This is a genomic window from Chloroflexota bacterium, from assembly GCA_013152435.1.
Taxonomy (GTDB): domain Bacteria; phylum Chloroflexota; class Anaerolineae; order DUEN01; family DUEN01; genus DUEN01.
This window is the reverse complement of record JAADGJ010000094.1, coordinates 15,785-36,365: the sequence shown is the minus strand read 5'-3', so window position 1 is coordinate 36,365 and position 20,581 is coordinate 15,785. Positions and strand designations below refer to the sequence as shown.

20 protein-coding genes, 1 tRNA gene and 1 other annotated feature are annotated in these 20,581 nt (G+C 64.6%); of the genes, 1 reads left to right on the top strand and 20 read right to left on the bottom strand.

The annotated features are described in order from the left end of the window. The first annotated feature begins 118 nt into the window (after positions 1-118). Positions 119-544 carry a zinc ribbon domain-containing protein gene (locus GXP39_13535; protein NOZ29056.1) on the top strand — a complete coding sequence of 142 codons (426 nt, stop codon included), beginning with the start codon at positions 119-121 and terminating at the stop codon, positions 542-544. Positions 545-622: 78 nt separating this feature from the next. Here the strand turns inward: GXP39_13535 and GXP39_13530 are convergent, their stop codons facing one another. The 20 genes from GXP39_13530 to GXP39_13435 form a co-directional block, all read right to left on the bottom strand. Further along, positions 623-952 (bottom strand): hypothetical protein, encoded by a 330-nt coding sequence (locus tag GXP39_13530; GenBank protein ID NOZ29055.1) that lies wholly within the window; start codon positions 950-952, stop codon positions 623-625. Beyond that, on the bottom strand, positions 949-1,623 hold the full coding sequence (locus tag GXP39_13525; GenBank protein NOZ29054.1) for a dTMP kinase: 675 nt from the start codon (positions 1,621-1,623) through the stop codon (positions 949-951). Before GXP39_13525 ends, GXP39_13530 begins: the two co-directional genes overlap by 4 nt. Further along, positions 1,620-3,161: an AAA family ATPase gene (locus tag GXP39_13520; protein NOZ29053.1), complete on the bottom strand. Its 1,542-nt coding sequence runs from the start codon at positions 3,159-3,161 to the stop codon at positions 1,620-1,622. Before GXP39_13520 ends, GXP39_13525 begins: the two co-directional genes overlap by 4 nt. 121 nt (positions 3,162-3,282) lie before the next feature. Beyond that, a complete protein-coding gene (locus GXP39_13515) occupies positions 3,283-4,314 on the bottom strand; it encodes a hypothetical protein (protein NOZ29052.1) in 1,032 nt (343 codons plus the stop codon). 316 nt (positions 4,315-4,630) lie between these two features. Then, complete coding sequence (locus GXP39_13510) at positions 4,631-5,302, bottom strand: LON peptidase substrate-binding domain-containing protein (protein ID NOZ29051.1); 672 nt, start codon at positions 5,300-5,302, stop codon at positions 4,631-4,633. A gap of 23 nt (positions 5,303-5,325) precedes the next feature. Beyond that, on the bottom strand, positions 5,326-6,381 hold the full coding sequence (locus GXP39_13505) for a tRNA pseudouridine(13) synthase TruD (protein ID NOZ29050.1): 1,056 nt from the start codon (positions 6,379-6,381) through the stop codon (positions 5,326-5,328). A gap of 227 nt (positions 6,382-6,608) precedes the next feature. Beyond that, positions 6,609-7,616 carry a nicotinate phosphoribosyltransferase gene (locus GXP39_13500; protein NOZ29049.1) on the bottom strand — a complete coding sequence of 336 codons (1,008 nt, stop codon included), beginning with the start codon at positions 7,614-7,616 and terminating at the stop codon, positions 6,609-6,611. A 24-nt stretch (positions 7,617-7,640) separates the two neighbouring features. Then, complete coding sequence (murA, locus tag GXP39_13495; protein ID NOZ29048.1) at positions 7,641-8,924, bottom strand: UDP-N-acetylglucosamine 1-carboxyvinyltransferase; 1,284 nt, start codon at positions 8,922-8,924, stop codon at positions 7,641-7,643. Positions 8,925-8,933: 9 nt separating this feature from the next. Then, positions 8,934-9,716, bottom strand: coding sequence for an SAM-dependent chlorinase/fluorinase (locus GXP39_13490; protein ID NOZ29047.1), 783 nt, complete (start codon positions 9,714-9,716; stop codon positions 8,934-8,936). Positions 9,717-9,791: 75 nt separating this feature from the next. Then, positions 9,792-10,550, bottom strand: coding sequence for an RNA methyltransferase (locus GXP39_13485; protein ID NOZ29046.1), 759 nt, complete (start codon positions 10,548-10,550; stop codon positions 9,792-9,794). Between the two features lie 29 nt (positions 10,551-10,579). Next, positions 10,580-10,939, bottom strand: a complete 360-nt coding sequence (gene rplT / locus GXP39_13480; GenBank protein ID NOZ29045.1) for a 50S ribosomal protein L20 — start codon at positions 10,937-10,939, stop codon at positions 10,580-10,582. Positions 10,940-10,966: 27 nt separating this feature from the next. Next, complete coding sequence (locus GXP39_13475) at positions 10,967-11,179, bottom strand: 50S ribosomal protein L35 (GenBank protein ID NOZ29044.1); 213 nt, start codon at positions 11,177-11,179, stop codon at positions 10,967-10,969. Positions 11,180-11,254: 75 nt separating this feature from the next. Then, a complete protein-coding gene (locus GXP39_13470) occupies positions 11,255-11,776 on the bottom strand; it encodes a translation initiation factor IF-3 (protein ID NOZ29043.1) in 522 nt (173 codons plus the stop codon). 169 nt (positions 11,777-11,945) lie between these two features. Continuing rightward, positions 11,946-13,742 (bottom strand): threonine--tRNA ligase, encoded by a 1,797-nt coding sequence (locus GXP39_13465; GenBank protein NOZ29042.1) that lies wholly within the window; start codon positions 13,740-13,742, stop codon positions 11,946-11,948. 88 nt (positions 13,743-13,830) lie between these two features. After that, positions 13,831-14,055 (bottom strand) — a binding site (T-box leader). 36 nt (positions 14,056-14,091) lie between these two features. Then, positions 14,092-14,168, bottom strand: a tRNA-Val gene (locus tag GXP39_13460). A 233-nt stretch (positions 14,169-14,401) separates the two neighbouring features. Further along, positions 14,402-15,649 (bottom strand): serine hydroxymethyltransferase, encoded by a 1,248-nt coding sequence (locus tag GXP39_13455; protein NOZ29041.1) that lies wholly within the window; start codon positions 15,647-15,649, stop codon positions 14,402-14,404. 200 nt (positions 15,650-15,849) lie between these two features. After that, positions 15,850-17,154, bottom strand: coding sequence for a DUF1015 domain-containing protein (locus GXP39_13450; GenBank protein NOZ29040.1), 1,305 nt, complete (start codon positions 17,152-17,154; stop codon positions 15,850-15,852). Positions 17,155-17,191: 37 nt separating this feature from the next. Further along, positions 17,192-18,370, bottom strand: coding sequence for a hypothetical protein (locus GXP39_13445; protein NOZ29039.1), 1,179 nt, complete (start codon positions 18,368-18,370; stop codon positions 17,192-17,194). A gap of 10 nt (positions 18,371-18,380) precedes the next feature. Next, positions 18,381-19,472 (bottom strand): aspartate-semialdehyde dehydrogenase, encoded by a 1,092-nt coding sequence (gene asd / locus GXP39_13440; GenBank protein ID NOZ29038.1) that lies wholly within the window; start codon positions 19,470-19,472, stop codon positions 18,381-18,383. Beyond that, positions 19,473-20,561: a homoserine dehydrogenase gene (locus tag GXP39_13435; GenBank protein NOZ29037.1), complete on the bottom strand. Its 1,089-nt coding sequence runs from the start codon at positions 20,559-20,561 to the stop codon at positions 19,473-19,475. Between the last annotated feature and the right edge of the window lie 20 nt (positions 20,562-20,581).

Genomic DNA, 20,581 nt, shown 5'->3' with positions numbered 1-20,581 from the left:
GTACACCCTCCGTTTGCCGTGCGTCCTCCCGTTCGGTATAATCCCAAGCGCTCACACCGCACTATCCCATGATCTGAACCATCCAGCTATCCCATCCTCATGCGTTCGGGAGGTCGCCATGCCGATCTATGAATACCGCTGCCACCACTGTGGCCGCCGGGTCAGTTTGCTATGGCGCAGCTTCTCGGAGGCGGAGCGCGGGAATCCCAAGTGCCCCCGCTGCGGAAGCCGGGATCTCACCCGTCTGGTCTCCCGGGTGAACACGTTGCGCTCCGAGGAGAGCCGTCTGGAGGATCTGGCCGATCCCGACTTCCTGGGCGATCTGGATGAGAACGACCCGCGGTCCATCGGGCGCTGGATGCGCAAGATGAGCCAGGAGCTGGGCGAGGATCTGGGCGATGAGTTCAACGAGGTCGTGGAACGCCTAGAAGCAGGCGAAAGCCCGGAAGAGATCGAAAAAGAGATGCCGGACCTGGCCGGGGGTGGAGGCGATTGGGATAGTGGATCGGACTTCGGCATTGGCTCCGTAGACGATGATCTCTAGAGGCACGCGGGCCGGCTGAACAGCGTGGAGAAGGCAGGCGGACGGGCACCGAGGTCGGTGCCCGTAACATATCCCACGTTAGAACTTCTCAAAGCGCTCCACGTTCATGACGAAGACCGTGGCTCCACCCACCTGCACTTCCACCGGCGTGGGGATCTGCAGCTCTCCGGGCTCCATGACCGGCGGCAGGGGAGTAACGTACTGGGTGCGGGTATGGCAACTCTCCCGGATGATGCGCAGGCACTCGTCCACCTTGTGATCCTCCGTGCCGATGAAGATGGTCGCGTTGCCCTCCCGCAGGAACCCCCCCGTAGTGCTGATCACGGTTGCGCTGAACCCACGCCGCAGCAAACGATCGATCAGCCCGCGAGAGTCGTCCGAGTTCACGATAGCCATAATGAGTTTCATGATGCCACACTCCCTTCTGTCGCATCGACGGCTCGGGCGGGCATGTGAAAGCGCCTCGCCAACCGTTCCCGGATGACCCGCTGCAAGACATCGATGGGCTGCCGCGCGTCCAGCACCAGCCACCGCCCCGGATCGGCGGCCGCCATATCCAGATACCCCTGGCGCACACGACGATGAAAGGCCAGCTGCTCCGCATCCAGCCGATTCCACTCCGCGCCCCTGGCCTGACGCCGTCGCCTCAAACCCTCCTCCACCGGGAGATCCAGGCAGACGGTGAGATCCGGCTTCAACCCATCCGTGGCGAACTCCGTGATGACGCGCAGCATCTCCAGGTTCAGTCCCCGCCCATATCCCTGATACGCCAACGTGGAGTCAGCGTACCGATCGCACAGCACCCATCCCCCCCCGTCCAGATGAGGGCGAATGACCTCCCGCACGATCTGGGCCCGGGCGGCCGAGAACAACAGCACCTCCGCCTCGGGGCACATCTCCGTATGCGACGGGTCCAACAGGATCGCCCGGATGCGATCGCCGATCTCCGTCCCGCCGGGCTCCCGCGTGATCAACACGTCATAGCCGAGCTCGCGCAGCCACCGCCCCAGCAGGTTGATCTGCGTCGTCTTGCCGCTGCCATCCGGCCCCTCAAAGGAGATGAAGATCCCCACGGTCACTCCCGATAGATGCGGACGTGCCGGAAGGGCTCACGTCCATAGCTGTGGGAGACCAGGTTGGCGGCACGGGCCAGTTGATGTTGCTGACGTCGCACCTCCGCCGATTGCGGGCGTAGATCCACGGCCGGGGCGCCGTTGAGGACCTTGCGGATGGCCTCCTGCGCCTCGGCGATGGCCTCCGCCAGCGTGTCCGTCGGCTTGGCGGGGATCTGGAAGATGTCCGCCAGGCTCGACTCCATCTGCGTCACCGTGTTGGAACGCAGCACGTACACCGGGATCCCCCGCCGCTGCGCCTCGGCGATGGGCTGCGGCCGCTTACGATAGTAGTTCTTCAGGGTCATCACCACGTCGGCGTCCTTCAGATCCCTGGCGATGACGATGGGAACGTGCAGGTTGGCCGCCGCCTGCCGGAGCCGATTCTGGCCGATGCCATATGGATAGATGCGCACGGTGCGCGCCGGCGGAGCGGAGGCGGCCGCGGGCCGCTCGGAGAGCCAGGGAAGCGTGACGCCGCGATCCCGAGGCTGCTCGGCGGGCTTGGGAGCGCTCTCGATATGCACCTTGCCCTCGGAATCCCGATAGCGGATCTCGGGCTGCAGGTCTCGCCCGCGCAACAGGGCATCCACGGCGGCCGCCACATCGTGGTGCACGACCAGATGCTGGCGGTCCTGGATCTCGATCAGCACATCAAAGGTGGGCGGGGCTCGCCGCTCCAGCACGGACTTCTGCGTACCGCGCCGCCGGGCCTCCTCATCGCTCAAGGTCACGCTCTCGATGCCCCCCACCAGGTCGGACAGAGTGGGGTTCATCAGGAGATTCTCCAACGTGTTCCCATGAGCGGTGCCGATGAGCTGCACCCCCCTCTCGGCGATGGTGCGGGCGGCCGCCGCCTCCAGCTCACGCCCGATCTCATCGATGATGATGACCTCAGGCATGTGGTTCTCGACGGCCTCGATCATCACCTCATGCTGAAGCGAGGGGGTCGCCACCTGCATACGCCGGGCACGACCGATCGCCGGATGCGGGATATCGCCGTCGCCGCCGATCTCGTTGGACGTGTCGACGATCACGACGCGCTTCTTCTCGGCCAACACGCGCGCCGCCTCGCGGAGCATCGTCGTCTTCCCGACGCCCGGCCGCCCCAGCAAGAGGATGTTCTTGCCCGACTCGATGATGTCCTGAACGATGTCGATGGTGCCGTATACCGCGCGGCCCACCCGGCATGTCAACCCGACGATGCGCCCTTTACGATTGCGAATGGCCGAGATGCGATGCAGCGTCCGCTCAATGCCGGCCCGATTATCGTCCGTAAACTCACCGATCCGATCAACGACGTACTGCAGATCCTGTTCCGTGATCTCTTTATCGCTTAACGTGATCTCCCGATCCGTGAAACGCGCCTCCGGGAGACGCCCTAAATCCATAACGACTTCGATCAATTCGTCGCCTCGATTGGCCTCGCGCAAGGATGCCTCGATATGAGGCGGGAGCACGGCCAACAAGGCGTCCAGATCATCCGTGATCTTCTGCTGCTTCACCGCTTATCATCACCTCGCAAAACCCAGATATATGATCTTGCTGTCAAAGAGCTCACGCCCGGGAAGACCCGGAGGAACTCACCTCCCGCTGCCGTGGGCAGTTTCCCTGGCAGGAAATCCATCAATGCGACTCAGCCACGGCGATGCCGGCCGGTTGCTCCTCTGAGTAAGCCGGGGCCGGATGCTCGCCGCCGTTCGAGCCCGTTTGCAGGCCGGAGACGGTGGTGACGGCCTCCGTACGGGGCTCCAGCGCCGACACGGCGTTGGCGGCCGGCACCCGCTCGGCACGCACGATGTGCTTCACCAGCCGAGCCCGATGTCCGATGTACTCGAATCCATTCTCCTCCAACAGGGCCTGTAATCCGCCCTGGTAGTCTCGCACAGCGCAATACACCGGGCGCACCGGCGCCTGACTGGCAACCCCGATGCCCCACCCCAAGAGGCGCGCCATGCGCATGCTGTCCATTGTGTCGCCCCACAGGCGCAGGAGGTGCCCATCCCGACCGCTCATCACCTGCACAAACCCGACGATCTCCTGGTCCTCAACCGCCACATATCCCTGAACGTTGGCCCCCTCTACCGAAACCAGGAACGGCGGCTCGTGATCGCCCCCCAACGCGCCCTCCGCCAGCTGGACCAGACGGGGCGTGTGCTGCGCATACAGGCGCTTCAACTGCCAGGCGTCCGCCTCGTACGCCGGACGAACGCCGCCGGCCTGTGGATCGCCGGAGACCTTGGGCCATTTCAGCCGGAAGATCTCCTCCCGGGCATACAGGCTGAAGCCGGCATCACGGAATACACCTAACTCCTCGACATCATCGGGCAGCGAGGCGTACAGGCGCTGCACACCGTTCTCTCCGGCCTTCTGACAGCAATGATGCAACAACCTCCGCCAGATCTCCACCGCGTGCTCCGCCCCCAGATCGGGCGCAAGGAAGGTCAAGCTCGCCTCGGCACGCCCCCACCGCTTCTGAACCTGGATGAACCCCTCCAGCTTCCGATCCCGCAGACGGGAGCGCAGCACATACGTGGCCACGCCGTTCATCTGCCACGGGATCGGGGTCGTGAGCGCAAGCCACAAAGGCGACCGAGCGTGAATCAACGCCCGATCCATATCCAGTTGTACGCCACGTCTCTGCAACCGGCGTACCAAGAGACTGTCTCTTAGCACAAAGGGACGAATCACGCAGCAACCTCTTTTGGATGGCTTGCATCAACATTGTAACACGCAATATCCGCGCTTGGCAAGTGCTTCCACGATCAAGCCAGGCCCCTCTCCCCGGAGTCACGGCACCATTGCTATCCCCTGCAGGCGAGAATCACTAGCGGCAGCCCCACGCTGCCGCAGGTGGCGCGTGAGAGCTCCACTCGCTGGGATGGTGCCCGGCAGAGCTCCCTTCCTACAAAGGCGAAAGCCCCCAGCCGCCCGGCCGAGGGCCTCCCATCGCGCTTTCAGGGAGATCCGCAAGCTAATTCCTGTACAGGTAATGAGTCGCCCCCGTGACCAGCCGATCCTGCGCCTTCTGCGTGCGCGCAGCGAACCGCAGCAACGCCTCCTCCCGTCCCAGGATCCGGCCCTCAAGCGTCAGCAGCATGCGGACATCCGGGGTCGCCAACAACTCCTGCTTGTCCTCCTCGGGCAGCTGAAGGGCGATGGCCGTCATATAGGCCAGCCGCACGGGATCCTCTGGAACATCCGTTACACTTATGTCAATTCCCACCACCTGCGCCAGCAGCTCGATGTAGCGGCCGATCCGGGGGCGCACCTGGGCGGCCAGCCGCTCGGCCTCCACTGTGTCCCCTCCGCTCAAGGGGACAAACTCCACCTCCCCCACCAGGTAGGGGCGATCGTGATGCAAGGTCAGAATCCGGAACCGCTGCTGCCCCACCGTGATGATGTCCATGCGCTCCGCATCCGGCCGCTCAACGTGCGTCACCCGGGCGGCCGTGCCAATCTCATGGGGCTCCGGCGGAGTCCTCTCCCCCCGGGCGGTGAACACCACACCGAGTTCCCCACCCGCAGCCAGGCAATCGTCGATCATACGCCGGTGGCGCTCCTCCAAGACGTGCAAGGGGAGCACCATCCCGGGAAACAGCACGGTACGCAGAGGAAACAACGGCAATCGACGCGTCCAGCTCATCCTCTCCCCCTAACGTCCCCCGCTCACTCCTCAGGCAAAAAGGTCTCCGTTTTCATGAACTCACGCAAGACCGTCGTGGCATACCCGCCTTTGGGCAGTGAGAAGGTGAACAACAGCCCATCCGGATGCGGCTCGATCTGTAGATCGCTCAGAAGCAATCGGGCGGTGCGCCGGCTGCCATCCAGCCTCGCCCGACGCAACATCTCCACGGTCACGCCGGCCGACTCCAGGATCTCCCGCTCCAGCTCACCGGGCTGGCCGGACGCCCAGCGCATGCGAGCGCCGTAAATGGGGCCGGTATAGGTGATCTCCCATCGCCGGAACCGGGGCTCTTCCGCCTCTTCATCCTCCACCTGGAACAGGCCGCCCGTGTCCATCTTCTTGGCGATATCGCCGGTCAACAGGCGATCGAACCAACCTCGCCGGAGACGCTCCGCCAGCCAGACGTTGAACAACGCGGCCTGGTAGGCCGAGAGCAGAAGCCGACGCAGCCAACGCTCCCGCGGGCCACGCCCGAACAGCACCTCTCGCCCGCGCTGGGCATTGTCGCCGTTCACGCCGAAGCGCTGCGCGCCGTAGTAGTTGGGAAGGCCACGCTCCCGGAGCGCCGCCGCGATCTCCCGGGCCAGGGCGAGCGCGCCCGGCTCCGGGTGCAGCACCACGATGCGGAAGCGATTCCCCAACAGATGCCCGGCCCGCAGCTTATTCCGATGCCGACGCACCCACTCCACCTGAACCGGCAACACCTCCTGGATGCGCTGGGCCACCGTCTCCTCATCCACGTCCCGCAGCAACATGGAAAAGGTCTGCGTCACACGGGCGTGCTTGTCCTTCAATCCGGCGCATCCGACGTCCACCTCGCGCAGGTGGAACAACTTCATGAGTTGCCGTTGCAGCGCGCGCGTCGTCCACCCCTCACGGGTCAGGCGCACATAGACGTGCTCACCCTCGCCCACCGGCTCGTACAGGGGGATCTCCTCGACCACGAAGTGGGCGGGCTCCGCCTTGATCTCCCCCCCGATGCCGGGCAAGTCCTCGGTGATGAAGGGCAACCGCTGCGTCGGAACCCCGTTCGTCATCTCTGGCGTCTCCATAGCACCTCCATTGTAACACAGGTCCATCGATCACGCCCGAAGTCGGCGCATCGGATAGCGTACCCAGTACGGTTGGGGGGGCTGCGCCCCAATCTCCCCAGCTCCAGCCCAGACCCTGCCGCGAATAAAGAAAGGCCGGGGCGCTTTCCCCGGCCTCCAGCTTACGTCCCACCTCCATCGTCTCACCACGGCAGCGACCCCGAAGCCGAATTTCATCCCTTCCACAGGTCCACTTCCTGCAGGCGTGGGTTGGGCGTGATGCCGGGGATACGGCCGCGCTTGGCCACCGGCTTCCCCTCGATCTCCTTGATATCCGCCGTGAAGTCGATGGGGCGCGCCCCGGAGATCGCCGAGCCGACGCCAAAGGCGTCCACCGGCGCCTGTTGTGAACGGAACAGGCGGATGCGTTCGGGGTCCAGGCCCCCGCTGACCACGATGCGCACGTGCTGGTATCCCGCCTGATCCAGGCGGGCCCGCACCTCCTTCACCAGGTCCGGGGTGACCCGGCCTCGCTCCGCCGGGGTGTCCAACCGCACCCCCCACAGCCGATCTCCCATGGCGGCCGCCACCCGCAGGGCCTCCTCCGCCTCATCCTTAAAGGTGTCCACCAGCGCGATCCGCCGCACCGAGGGATCGATGTGGCGATCAAAGGCCTCGGTCGCCGCCACCGTGTCTCCGAAGCACAGAATCAGGGCATGAGGCAACGTACCCGACGGCTCGATGCCGGCCAACCGGGCGCCGGCCGGGGTCGCACAGCCCGCACAACCGCCCACCAGCGCGGCGTACTCCATGCGGGCGGCCACGTCAGGGTGCACATGCCGGGCCCCAAAGGAGATGACCGGGATGTCGCCCGCCGCCTCCACACACGCCCGAGCCGCCGTAGCCCATCCCGTCTCGTGGGCCAGAATCCCCAGCATGGCCGTCTCGTAGATGGCGAAGGAGGGGTACGGACCGGTGATCCGCAAGACGACCTCCTTCGTGTCCACCCACATGCCCTCGTCCAGCGACCACACCTTCGCCTCACGGGGTAGCACGCGGCGCAGGAGCGCATGCACCTCACGCATGCCGCACAACAGACCCGCGCCGGTCGAGAAGATCTCCATCGTCACCGTCGGGGAGAGCCCCTCCGCCTCCAGGATCCGCTTGGAACGAATGAAGTAGATATCGGCCGTGTCCCCGCTCAGAACGGCCGGAGAGGGTTCGAACAGGTCATCACTCATGAAGCCATCTCCACGTTTATGCCTTCAGTCCTCCACCCGGCTCAGGCGAGCTCCCAGCGCCTGCAACTTGTGATCGATATGCTCATATCCGCGATCGATCTGGCTGATGTTGCCGATCACGCTCTCGCCCTGGGCACACAGAGCGGCGATCAACAGCGCCATGCCCGCCCGAATGTCCGGGCTGCTCATAGACGCCCCATGGAGCGGCGTCGGCCCCACAACCACGCACCGATGTGGATCGCACAGGATGATCTGGGCCCCCATGGAAATGAGCCGATCGACGAAGTACAACCGGCTCTCGAACATCTTCTCATGGATGAGAACGGTGCCCCGGGCCTGCGTGGCGACGACCAGGGCGATGGAGATGAGATCGGCCGGGAACGCGGGCCAGGGGGCGTCATCAATCTTGGGCACGGCACCGCCGAGGTCGGGCAGGATCCGCAGGTCCTGCTTATCCTCGATGACCAGATCGGAGCCGTCCAGATGCAGGCGCACCCCCAATCGATCCCGGAAGACCATCAGGATCATGCGGATCTGATCGGGCACCACGTTTCGAATGCGCAGCGTGCCCTCCGTGACGGCGCCCAGCCCGATGAACGATCCGATCTCGATATAATCCGGGGAGATGGTGAACTCCCCTCCTCGCAGCGAGGACACGCCCTCAATGACCAGCGTATTGCTGCCGATCCCTTGAATGCGCGCCCCCAGACCGTTCAGGAAATGACACAGGTCCTGCACATGAGGCTCGCTTGCGACGTTGCGCAGGATCGTGGTCCCCTCGGCCAGGACGGCGGCCATGATGGCGTTCTCCGTTGCGGTAACGCTCGCCTCGTCCAGCAGGACATCAGCCCCCCGCAACCGGTCCACCGTCATCTCCAGCCGATCGTTGTAGGCGTATCGGGCGCCCAGCTCCCGCATCGCCAGCACGTGGGTGTCGATTCGCCGCCGGCCGATCCGATCGCCGCCCGGCATGGGAAGGGCCACGTGACCCGCCCGGGCCAGCATCGGGCCCAACAGGGTGATGGATCCCCGGATCAGGCTGAACAGCTCCGCATCCGGGGCCGTGCTGGTGATCCGCCGGGCCTGCAATCGAATGGTGTGGCTCCCATCATCCTGGATCTCCACACCCAACATCTCCAGCAACTGGAGCATGGTGAGCACATCCCCGATCCGGGGGATGTTGTGCAGGGTCACCGGCTCGTCGGTCAGCAGGCTCGCCGCTAACAGGGGCAAAGCGGCGTTCTTGTTGCCGCTGGGAACGACCTCACCGTTGAGTGGATATCCACCGTGAATGACGAAATGCGCCATATCCGTTCCCTACTCGCCGGTCGGCCACACGGTCACGGGCGCCCCCTCGCCGGCGCCCAACATGAGCGCCGCGCTCCCCTCCCGCACGGAGAGCTCCAGCATCCCCGAGCTGCCGATCAGCGCCAGCAGCTGCCCACGTCGCACGTCCGCATAGGTGACGTGGATGCGCTCGACGGCACGACCGGCCACCTCCACGCGCCATTGCATGGAATCCCCCAGCCACGCAGCGGGGATATTGGTAACCAGGTTGCCAAAACGGTCCACGTAAATGACATGCCCTTCCAAAACGCCATCCGCCCGCTGACGGGGCCGAGGGAGATCGAGGAGCACCGGATCATCGATGGGCTTGCCCAGTTTGTTGAGGGGCACTCCCGCTGCCAGATGGGCCGCCACCGGAGCAAAGACGTCACGACCATGGAAGGTGCTGCTCACCTTGGACAGCCAGTACTTACGGCGCGTCAACTGGACGATCTTCACCGGGTTGGGATCCCCGGTGAAGGGACGCAACACATGCGTCAACACGCCGTTATCCGGGGCGACGAAGAACGTCTTCTTCATCTGCACGGCGATCGCCCGTCGCTCGCTCCCCACGCCCGGGTCCACGATCACCAGATGGACCGTGCCCGGGGGAAAATACGGGGCCGCCGCGGCGATCACGAAGGCAGCCTGGGAGATGGCGTGAGGCTGGATATCGTGGGTGATATCCACGATGGTGGCATCCGGGACGATCCCCAGGATGACCCCCTTCATGATCCCCACGTATCCATCGCTCAAGCCGAAGTCGGTGGTCATCGTAATCAGCGGCACAGATCTCCCCCCGTATATCCTCGTTCGCAGTCGTCATTGTAACCCACGGCCCAGGCCCCGTCAAACCGTTCGGCGGTGACGCCGCTGGCGCACCGCCTCAAACAGGATCACGCCAGTCGCCACGGCCACGTTCAACGACTCCACGCCGTCGGCCAGCGGGATGCGCACACGCCCCACAGCCAGCCGCCTGGCCTCCTCGCCGGCGCCGGCCGCCTCACCGCCCATGATCAGGGCGCTGGGCAGGGACCAGTCCACCTCGTCGTACAGCCGCTCGCCGGAGGCGTCCGCCAGCCAGACCCGGTATCCCTCCACGGCACGCCGGATGTGCTCCCAGGTCCCCCAGGCCAGCGATAGCCGGAAGTGGGCCCCCATCCCCGCCCGCACGACCTTCGGGCTGAACGGGTCGGCGGTGCCCGGCGCCATCCACACCTGTCCCACGCCCGCGCCGGCCGCCACGCGCAGGATAGCCCCCAGGTTTCCGGGATCTCGCACGCCATCCAGGATCAACACCAGGTCCGAGCGTGCAGGAGGCCGCATCTCCGGCATGGGCAGCACGGCCACGATCCCCTGCGGCGTCACCGTGTCGCTGACGGCTCTCAGCACACGGTCCGACACCGCCAGACACGGCACGCCGGCCGCCTGCATCGCCGAGAGCAGCGTCCGCACCTCTGGCCGATCCATCAAATCGGGCTCATAAAAGACGAAAGCGGGGGTTATCCCCGCTTCCCACGCGTCTTTGACCAGGCGCACGCCTTCGACAAAGAAACGCCCCTCCCGATAACGCACACGGCGGCGCTTCAGGGAGCGAACATATTTCACCTTCTCGTTGGCGAGGCTGGTGATCATCCTCAGGACGACAAAGCCGCCTTGGCCACCTCGGCTACCTTGGCGAAGGCCTGATCGTCATGCACAGCCAAGTCCGCCAGGATCTTGCGATCCAACGCCACGCTGGCCTGCCGCAATCCATAGATGAACTGGCTGTAGGACAGCCCGTTCTGACGAGCGGCCGCGTTGATCCGCGTGATCCACAACCGGCGGAAGTCCCGCTTGCGATTGCGCCGATCCCGAGTGGCATACTCAAGGGAGTGGAGCAAAGCCTCGTTTGCACGACGGAACACCCGATGGCGCGCGCCGAATTGGCCCTTGGTCTGCTTCAACACCTTCTTGTGGCGACGTCGCGTCACCACGCCACCCTTCACTCTCGTCATCGTTACCCCTCGGCTCCCATTCGTGCTTTATCGATGCTTCTTCAAGTACGGCGCCAGTCGGACGACGCGGCGTCGAACGCCAGCATGCTCGACGGTGATCGTGTCATCGTACATGGCCCTGACCCGCCGCGGCTTCTTGCGGCGCAGGTGCCCCTTCCCCTGCTTCATGCGAAGCAGCTTTCCACTACCGGAGAGTCGAAACCTCTTCGCTGTCGCCTTGTGCGTCTTGATCTTCGGCATGTCCATTCCCCCTCAGAAAAACAGGGGACCTGCGTCAGGCCCCCTGGCGTTTGGCAGTCACGGCCGCCGTCAGCGTCACTTCTGACTCTGACTAGGCGCCAGGACCATCAGAAGGCTCCGCCCATCCAAGCTGGGCCGCTGCTCGATCACGGCGATATCCGACAACTCCTCCGCGATGCGATCTAGCAGCTCACGACCGACGTCCAAATGGGTGATCTCGCGACCGCGAAATCGCACCCGGACTTTCACCTTCGCGCCGCTCTGAAGGAACCGGCGAGCATCCCGCAGCTTGTAGGCGATGTCATGCTCACCCGTCTTCGGCCGTAGGCGGATCTCCTTGATCTCGATCCGCTTCTGCGCCCGTCTGGCCTCTCGCGCTCGCTTGGCGCGCTCGTACTGATACTTGCCAAAGTCGAGCATGCGGCAGACGGGCGGCGTCGCGTTCGGCGCAACCTCGACGAGATCCAGGCCACGTTCCTGTGCCATCGCGAGGGCCTCTCGCGTCGGCATGATGCCCAACTGTTGCCCGTTCTCGTCGATCACCCGTACCTCACGGGCACGGATTTCCTCATTGACTCGCGTCGTTCTGGTGCTAATCTGTACCTACCCTTCCGTGTGTTTCAGAGCTGAATGAATCGCCGATGCCGAAAGGAAAAAGCACCCCAATTCTCGAATTGAGACTATAACAGATAACGGCTCGACTGTCAAATGTCGATAGCATCACACGGAAACATGAGAAGTGGAAAAGGGACTTACGAGCGCCCCTCTACAACAGCGCCTTCTCCTGAATGACCCGCTGTGCCATGTCCAGAAAGTCCTCCACCGCCATGGCCCCCTTATCCTCACCGGTGCGGAGGCGCACGGCCACCGCACCGGCCTTCATCTCACGATCGCCGACGATCAGCATATAGGGGATCTTCTGCAGCTGGGCATCACGGATCTTGGCCTGCATCCGCTCCGTGGACCGGTTCACCTGGACCCGGATCCCCGCAGCTCGCAGCCGCTCCGCGACCTGATCGGCGTACGCCACATGGCGGTCGGCGATGGGGATCAGCTGGGCCTGGACCGGCGCCAGCCACACGGGGAAGGCGCCGCCGTAGTGCTCGATCAATACGCCGAAGAACCGCTCCATGGAGCCCAGCAGCGCCCGATGGATCATGTACGGCCGGTGTTCCTTCCCATCCTCCCCGATGAAGGTCATGTCAAACCGCTCAGGCAGGTTGAAGTCGAACTGGATGGTGCTGAGCTGCCATTCACGGCCGATCGCGTCGTTGATCTTCAGATCGATCTTGGGCCCATAGAAGGCGCCACCGCCCTCGTCGATCTCGAACGGGATACCCGCCTGCTCCAACGCCCTCTCCAACGCGGCCTCGGCGTCCCGCCACTGCTCGGGCGCCCCCACCGCCTTCTCCGGCCGGGTGGAAAGATAGGCGTTGAACTCCGTGAACCCGAAGGAGCGCAGGATATGCAGGCAGAAGTTCAACACCCGGTCGATCTCCTCCGGCATCTGGTCCGGGCGGCAGAAGATGTGGGCATCATCCTGGGTGAAGCCTCGCACGCGCAGCAGGCCGTGCAGAACACCGCCCCGCTCATAGCGATATACCGTCCCCCACTCGGCGAACCGCAGCGGCAGATCCCGATAGGAGCGCAGCTGACTCTTGTAGATCAGGATATGGAAGGGGCAGTTCATGGGCTTCAGGTAGTACTCCTGCCCATCGATCTCAATGGGCGCGTACATGTTCTCTCGGAAGAACTCGAGGTGACCGCTGGTCTGCCATAGCTTGCTGCGCCCGATATGCGGGGAGTACACGAAGTCGTACCCGGCCTTCTCATGTTCCGCCCGGCAGAAGTCCTCGGCCACCTTGCGAATCATGCCCCCCTTAGGATGCCACAGCACCAGGCCGCCCCCCAGGTCCGGGTGGATGGAGAAGAGATCCAGCTCCCGGCCCAACCGGCGGTGATCCCGTCGCTCCACCTCCTCCAGCCAGGCCAGGTACCGATCCAGCTCCTCCTTGCTGGGCCAGACCGTGCCGTAGATGCGCTGGAGCATGGGGCGCCGCTCGTCGCCACGCCAGTAGGCACCCGCCACGTTCAGCAGCTTGAACCCATCCTTGGGAATCTGCCCCGTGCGTTCCAAATGCGGGCCACGGCAAAGGTCCTCAAAGCCATCATGGCGATAGGTGGTCAGTTCCGTATTACCATCCGCCTTCTCGCCATACTCGTCCGTGCCCGACTCCAGGATATCCTCGATCAGCTCCAGCTTATACGGCTGGTCGCGGAACAACGCGCGCGCCTCCTCGGGAGAGATCACGCGCCGCTCAAATGGATAATCGGCCTCGATCACCTTCCGCATTCGGTCCTCGATCTCCACCAGATCCTCCGGCGTGAGCGAACGCGGCAGATCGAAGTCGTAGTAGAACCCATTCTCGATGGGAGGGCCGATGGCGATCTTTCCCTCCGGGAACATCTCCAGCACGACGCCAGCCATCACATGTGCGGTGGAATGACGCAGCTTATACAAGAACTCATCCTGCTCTCGATGATTCCCCTTCTTCCCAGCCATGTCCCATCTCCTTTAGGAACTGGGCGCCGGCGATCGTCCTCACCGAAAGCCCATGATTAAGAACTCCTCCACGAACAAAACCCCCCGCCCTTGGGGCGAGGGGTCCTCGCGGTTCCACCCAATTTCAGATCGCCACCGGGGCGATCCCTCTCAGGCGGGTAACGGCGCCACCCGGGCTCCCCTACTCTCTCACGATTTCAGGGAACCGCTCTCGGGGGGTTTTCCACGGGGCTCTGCGGGGAAGGCTCTCAGCCGACGACCTTCCCTCTCTGACGCCAGCTTCCCGTGTACTCGTCCCGATCAACGCTTTCCGTATAAATGAGGCCCGACGATCTCGCCGGGCTTGTCCTGGTGGGCGATACTGGACTTGAACCAGTGACCTCTACGATGTCAACGTAGCGCTCTAGCCATCTGAGCTAATCGCCCACATCTCGCCTCTATTATACTCAGGTCTCCCCCAATTGACAAACGCGCCGCCGGGATGGTCAAGGCTTTTCCAACAGTCAGCGATGGAAACCGAGAGATGGGAACGCCCCGCGTGTCGCCCGACGCAAGCCATCTCCCTGATCGTCAACCGAGGGAAAACGGCCCTTATCCCCCAGCCCCCCCTCTCCCGGGCTCGGGAGAAGGGGGCTCAATGGCAGGTGGTGACGGCGCGATCAGGCGGGCACGGGGAAGCGCTGGGCCAGCGAACGGACCTCCTCCGCCACGCGATCGAGGACCGCCGGATCGTCGATATGATGCACGACCTCGCCGATCAACCGCCCGACCTGACGGAACTCCTCGACGCCGAACCCCCGAGTCGTGCACGCCGGAGAGCCCACCCGCAGCCCGCTGGCCACCAGAGGCGGCCGTGGATCGTACGGGATCATGTTCTTGTTGGTGTGGATGCCCACCCGATCCAGCGTGGACTCGGCCTGCTTGCCGGTTACATCGACCGGGGACAGGTCTACCAAAGCCAGGTGATTATCCGTGCCGCCGGAGACCAAGCGCAGCCCTTGCGCCCTCAGCTCATCGGCCAGGGCCTGCATGTTATCCAGCACGGCCTGCTGATACGCCCGAAACTCGGGACGCAGCGCCTCGCCCAAGGCCACCGCTTTGGCCGCGATGACGTGCTCCAGCGGCCCGCCCTGGATGCCCGGGAACACGGCACGATCGATGCTCTTGGCCAGCTCCGCCGTGCACAGGATCATGCCGCCGCGCGGCCCCCGCAACGTCTTATGGGTGGTAGTGGTCACCACATCGGCGTACGGGATCGGTGAGGGGTGCAACCCCACCGCCACCAGCCCGGCGATGTGGGCCATGTCCACCATCAAACGGGCCCCCACCGAATCGGCGATCTCTCGCAGGCGGGGAAAGTCGATGATTCGCGGATAAGCGCTCGCCCCGGCGACGATGAGCTTGGGGCGATGCTCCTCGGCCAGCCGGGCCACCTCATCGTAATCGATGCGCTCCGTCTCCCGATGCACGCCGTAGTGCACGAAGTGATAAAGCTGCCCGGACGCGTTCAGTCGGAAGCCGTGGGTCAGATGACCGCCGTGATCCAGCTTCATCGCCAGCACGGTATCGCCCGGCTCCAGCAGCGCCAGGTAAGCCGCCATATTGGCCTGGGCCCCGGAATGTGGCTGCACGTTGGCGTGCTCCGCACCGAAGAGCCGACAGGCACGATCGATCGCCAGCCGCTCGACGACATCCACGAACTCGCAACCGCCGTAGTAACGCTTGCCAGGGAGCCCTTCGGCGTACTTATTCGTCAGCACCGACCCCATCGCGGCGAGTACAGCCGGGCTCACATAGTTCTCGCTGGCAATCAACTCGATGCCATTCAGCTGGCGACGGCGCTCGTTCTCGATCGCCTCAAACACCTCGGGATCGCTCGAGCGCAAAACCTCCCGTGGATCCGGCATCTCGGTCCACGGCTGGAATCCCACAGAGGCGATCGCCTGCGCAGACGAAGTGGGATACTCCATCACGATTATCTCCTTAGACACGGGGTCTCACCAAAGGCCCCCAAATATGTGTTACCTACGCAGCATCCCGACACGCACATTCGCATCCCAGCGACGCGATGCGAAACGGCGAGCAGATCAGCGATCTCCAGATCGCCTCATGTATGCTCCAGATCGTAAATCACCAACCCGGAAGGCAGCTTCGGGAAGAAGTAAGTGGCCTTGGGAGGGGCCACCTGGCCCGCGTCGGCCACGGCGCGCAGCTGGCTCAAGCGCGTGGGCATGACCAGGAAGGCCGCCTGGTAACGCCCAGAGCGCACCCCCGAGATCGCCGACTGCGCGCGGGGCTCGAAATCGACGAACGGGCGCTGCTCCTCGCCCTCCGGGCCGATCCCCAGGATCGGGCTCAGCACCAGCGATTGCAACACCGCCACGTCCAGATCGGCCACGGCCGGGTGATCACGCGCCAAAAGCGTCGTCAGCGTCAGCGCGTTGGGGCGCATGCGCAAGAGATAGCCACCCGGCCGCCCGGCCAGCACCAGCCCGAAGGCCCGATCCCGGGCCGACGCCTTGTGCAACTCCCCCAACAGCTCGACCTCGGGCACGCAGTACGTGATCTCGAAGTGCCGCTCCAGCGCCTTCAGCAGACGATCCGCATCGAAATCAGGGAGATCGTGAAGACAGCGATGCGTGGGCAGAATGGTGACGCCGGGATCCTCCATCGCGGCCGCGTAGATCAACGTGTAGTTGTAAGGAGCATCCGGCGACGCGCCGTTGCGCTCCTCCTGCTGGCGCTGATACGCCAGCGCCGTCTCATACCGATGGTGTCCGTCCGCCACGTACAGCGAGCGCGACGCCATGGCCGAGCATGCGGCCGCGATGGCGTCCGGGTCATCTACCGCCCACAGGCGATGGACGATCTCCTCCGAGCCGGCCTCTCCCGCCACGGCGACGGGGATCTCCGACCGGGCGTCCAACAGGGGGGCCATGACCTCCCCCATGGGATCGCTGTACAACATGAAGATGGGATTGAAGTGCGCCCGGGTGGCAGCGAGCAACGCCAGCCGATCCGCCCTGGCCTGCGGGAACGTGCGCTCATGGGGCAACACGCCCGCGCCCCAGGGCACCAACCGCAGGCGCCCGATCAGGCCCACGCGCGTGAGCCGCTGTCCGGTGGGGAGCCGAAAGCGCTGCTCGAGCACATACAACACGGGTTTCGGCTCCTGGACAAGCACACCTTCCCGTTGCCACTCCCTCAGCAGCCTGGCCGCCCGGGTGTATCGATCCTCCTCCTCCGTATCCCTCGGTAGATCAATGTGCACGATATTGTACGGGTGCAGTTGCTCCAGCTCTCTCCGCCGCTCCGGCGTGATGACATCATAAGGAGGGGCCAGACGAGAGGCTAAATGCTCCACATCCGATATCGCGAAGCGCCAGCCGCGTAGCGGGCGCAACTCGACCATGGTTTGTTCCTCCCAACCACGAGATAAGAACTCCGGTTCAGGGGAGCCAATCCTCAATGGGCTGGCCTACCACATGAGTAGGCACACGATGAAGGGGCAAGAACCCCTCAGCCGCCTGATCCGGCGTCGGTATGGAGGCCTCGTCGGGCTTATCGGACAACGCCAGCATCACCACGTCCCGCTCCTTCAGCCAGCGCAGAACCGCCATGACCTCGCCGGTCAGGCAGATCTCCTCCTGCAAGCGCCGCTCCACGGGCACATCATCCGGCAGGTGCCCCATGCGCTCCACCGTCGCCAGGTACTCCTGGCGGCGGAAGGTCTTGAACGGCGTCGGGTCCCCCGCCTGGAAGCGGGCATACACCGCCCGGTGGATATCGATCAACCCGATATCGTCCGTCCGGCAGAGCCTGGCGTCCACCCACCGGATGAACTGATCGAAGTCGACCATGCACCCCCGGGAGATATCATCCTTCAACTCCTCCAGGGTGCACAGGCCCGCCCCAATGATGAGGCAGGTATAAGCCAGGTAATCCTGATTGTCCGCCGTGAAGGGATGATAGCGTGATTGATTCAGCTCCTGATAGGCCTCCTGGAACGTGTCCCGATCGAAGCGGGCCCCCAGGATCTGCGCCACGACCCGCTCGACCCCCTCCATACGCGCCTGATCGATGGGGGTGGAGTTTCGCCCACGCCCGCCCAGGGCGGTCTTGTCGATATCCACCACCACGGCTGTGCCGGCATCCAGGCGGACATCCTGCTCCTCCACCAGCCAGCGGAGCCATTCGGCGATGGCCGCCCAGCGATTGGCCAGCGTCACCCCATCCTCCCGATGCTCGATCTTGGGCGGCTCATCCATCCGCTCAGAGGCGATGAACGCCCATCCCGGCCACCCGGAGACGTCGAGCAGATTGCGAAAGGCCGCACTGTCCAGCGTGGCCGTGTCGCCCAGATAGAGCAGCTCCTGGATCTTCCGCCCGGGCGTCTCCAGCTCCCGAGCGCGCTGCAAAAGCCAGGCGACGGCGATAGCATACGTCCGCTCCAGCTTACGCGGCAGCCGGCTATCCGGCAGCCCCATCTCCTGCCACGCCTCCTGCAACGACGGCAACCGCCGATCCATCGGCTCCAATCGCCGGTAGATGACCAGGTCATCCAATAGATCGGACAGGCGCCCCCGTCCCTGCACCGCCAACTCGGCCGTTGGCAAATAGGTCCTCACACTTCGATCCTCAGACATGCGCCCTCGCTCGCTCCCACTTTGGTTGTGTGCCCACCAGCCCCTGGGCGACCAATAGCTCCGCGTTCAATAAGGCGCCGCCAGCAGCGCCACGGACGGTATTATGCCCCATCACCACGAACTTCCAATCCAGCAACGGACACGGCCGGATGCGTCCGACCACGGTGGCCATGCCGGGCACGTCCCCCGCCATCCGGTCCAACCTGGGCTGCGGCCGGTCCGGCTCCTCCCGCACCAGGATGGCCGGATGCGGCGCGCTGGGCAGCCCCAACTCCTGCGGCACGCCCTGGAACGAGCGCAGCACCTCGATGAACTCCTCTCGATCGGCCGGACGTTGCAGGGCCACCGAGACGCACTCCGTGTGCCCATCACGCACGTTCACCCGATTGCACTGGGCGCTGACCTGGAAGGAGGCCATCTCCACACGATCACCGGCCAGGCGCCCCAACAGCTTGAGCGGCTCAGTCTCCACCTTCTCCTCCTCGCCGCCGATGTACGGGATCACGTTATCCAGGATATCCAGGGAAGGGACGCCGGGGTATCCGGCCCCAGAGATGGCCTGCATGCTCACCACGAACACCTTCTCCAGGCCGAACGCGTCGTGCAACGGCTTCAGCGCGCTGACCAGATGCGTCGTCGTGCAGTTCGGGTTGGTGACGATGAACCCACGCCATCCCCGACGACGCCGCTGAACCTCCACCAGCGCGGTGTGATCCGGATTGACCTCCGGGATCAGGAGCGGGATATCCGGCTCCATACGATACGCCGACGCGTTGGAGCAGACAATGTAGCCGGCCTCGGCAAAGGCGGGCTCCACCTGTCGGGCTGCTCCGCCCGGCAGAGCGGAAAACAGAAGCTCGCACTCGAGGCCGGGGGCGCCATACTCCAACACCATATCGCGTGCCGCCTCAGGCATATCCCCCTGCAAGATCCAATGGCAGGCGTCCGCATAACGCTTACCGGCCGACCGCTCCGACGCGGCGAGCACGGTGAGCTCAAACCAGGGATGCCTCTCCAACAACTGCACGAAACGCTGTCCAACTGCCCCAGTAGCCCCCAACACGCCTACGCGAATCTTATCCATCTAACGACCTCCCACATATTGAGCCAACGCCACAATATCAGATAGCACACCAGCCGCGGTGGCATCGACGCCAGCCCCCCGCCCCTGCAACACCAGCGGGTTCGGCGCATACCACCGGGTATGAAATTCGGCCAGATTGTCGCTGCCCCGCAGCCGCCCCAGAGGGCTCTCCATCGGAACGGGACGCAGGCCCACCGAGCACCGCCCGTCCGCGATCTCCACGGCATAGCGCAGGACCTCATCCCGCTCACGGGCCTCCGCCACACGCCGGGAGAACGACCCGTCCAGAGCGCTCAGGCCGGCCAGGAAATCATCCACGGACCCATCCGCCATGGTGGACGGGAACAGCGATTCCACCTCTATGTCCGCCAACTCCAGCTCCCACCCCAACATGCGGGCCAGGATCAACGCCTTGCGAGCCACGTCCATCCCGCTCAGATCATCTCGAGGGTCGGGCTCCGTGTAGCCCATCTGATGCGCCTGGCGCACGGCGTCCGAAAACGACCGCCCGGCCTGCAACTCGCTCATCAGATATCCCAGGGTCCCGGAGAACGCCCCCCGGATGCGCGTCACCTCGTCGCCGCCACGAATGAGCCCTTCCAGCGTGGCGATGACCGGCGTGCCGGCCCCCACGGTGGCCTCATATCGCAGCCGGCCCGAGCCGACCAGCCTCCGGAATTGATCCCAGGGGCCCGTCAACGGCTTCTTGTTCGCCAGCACGACGCCGTAGCCCCGGTCCAGCGCCAGATCCAACGCCGGGACCACTGCATCGGTGGCCGTGCAGTCCACGACGATGGCGCCGTCCGTGCCGGCCACATCCACGATGGCCGCCGCATCAGAGGCATGATAGCCCTGCGGGCTTTCGGCCAGCGATCCCCCCTGCGCCTTGAGTCGTTCAACGGCCCGCAGGGACTCGTCCCCCAGCCCACGCGGCTCCACCACGGCGCCGCCGCTGTCGGCCAGGGCGACCACCTGCAGACGGATCCCAAAGCGACCACGGTGAAGATCACGGCTGGACACGATCTGCCGCAACAGCGATCGGCCGACCCCGCCCACGCCCAAAACGATCAGAGGCACATGACGAATCACGATCCGAGGTCGTCTCCCTT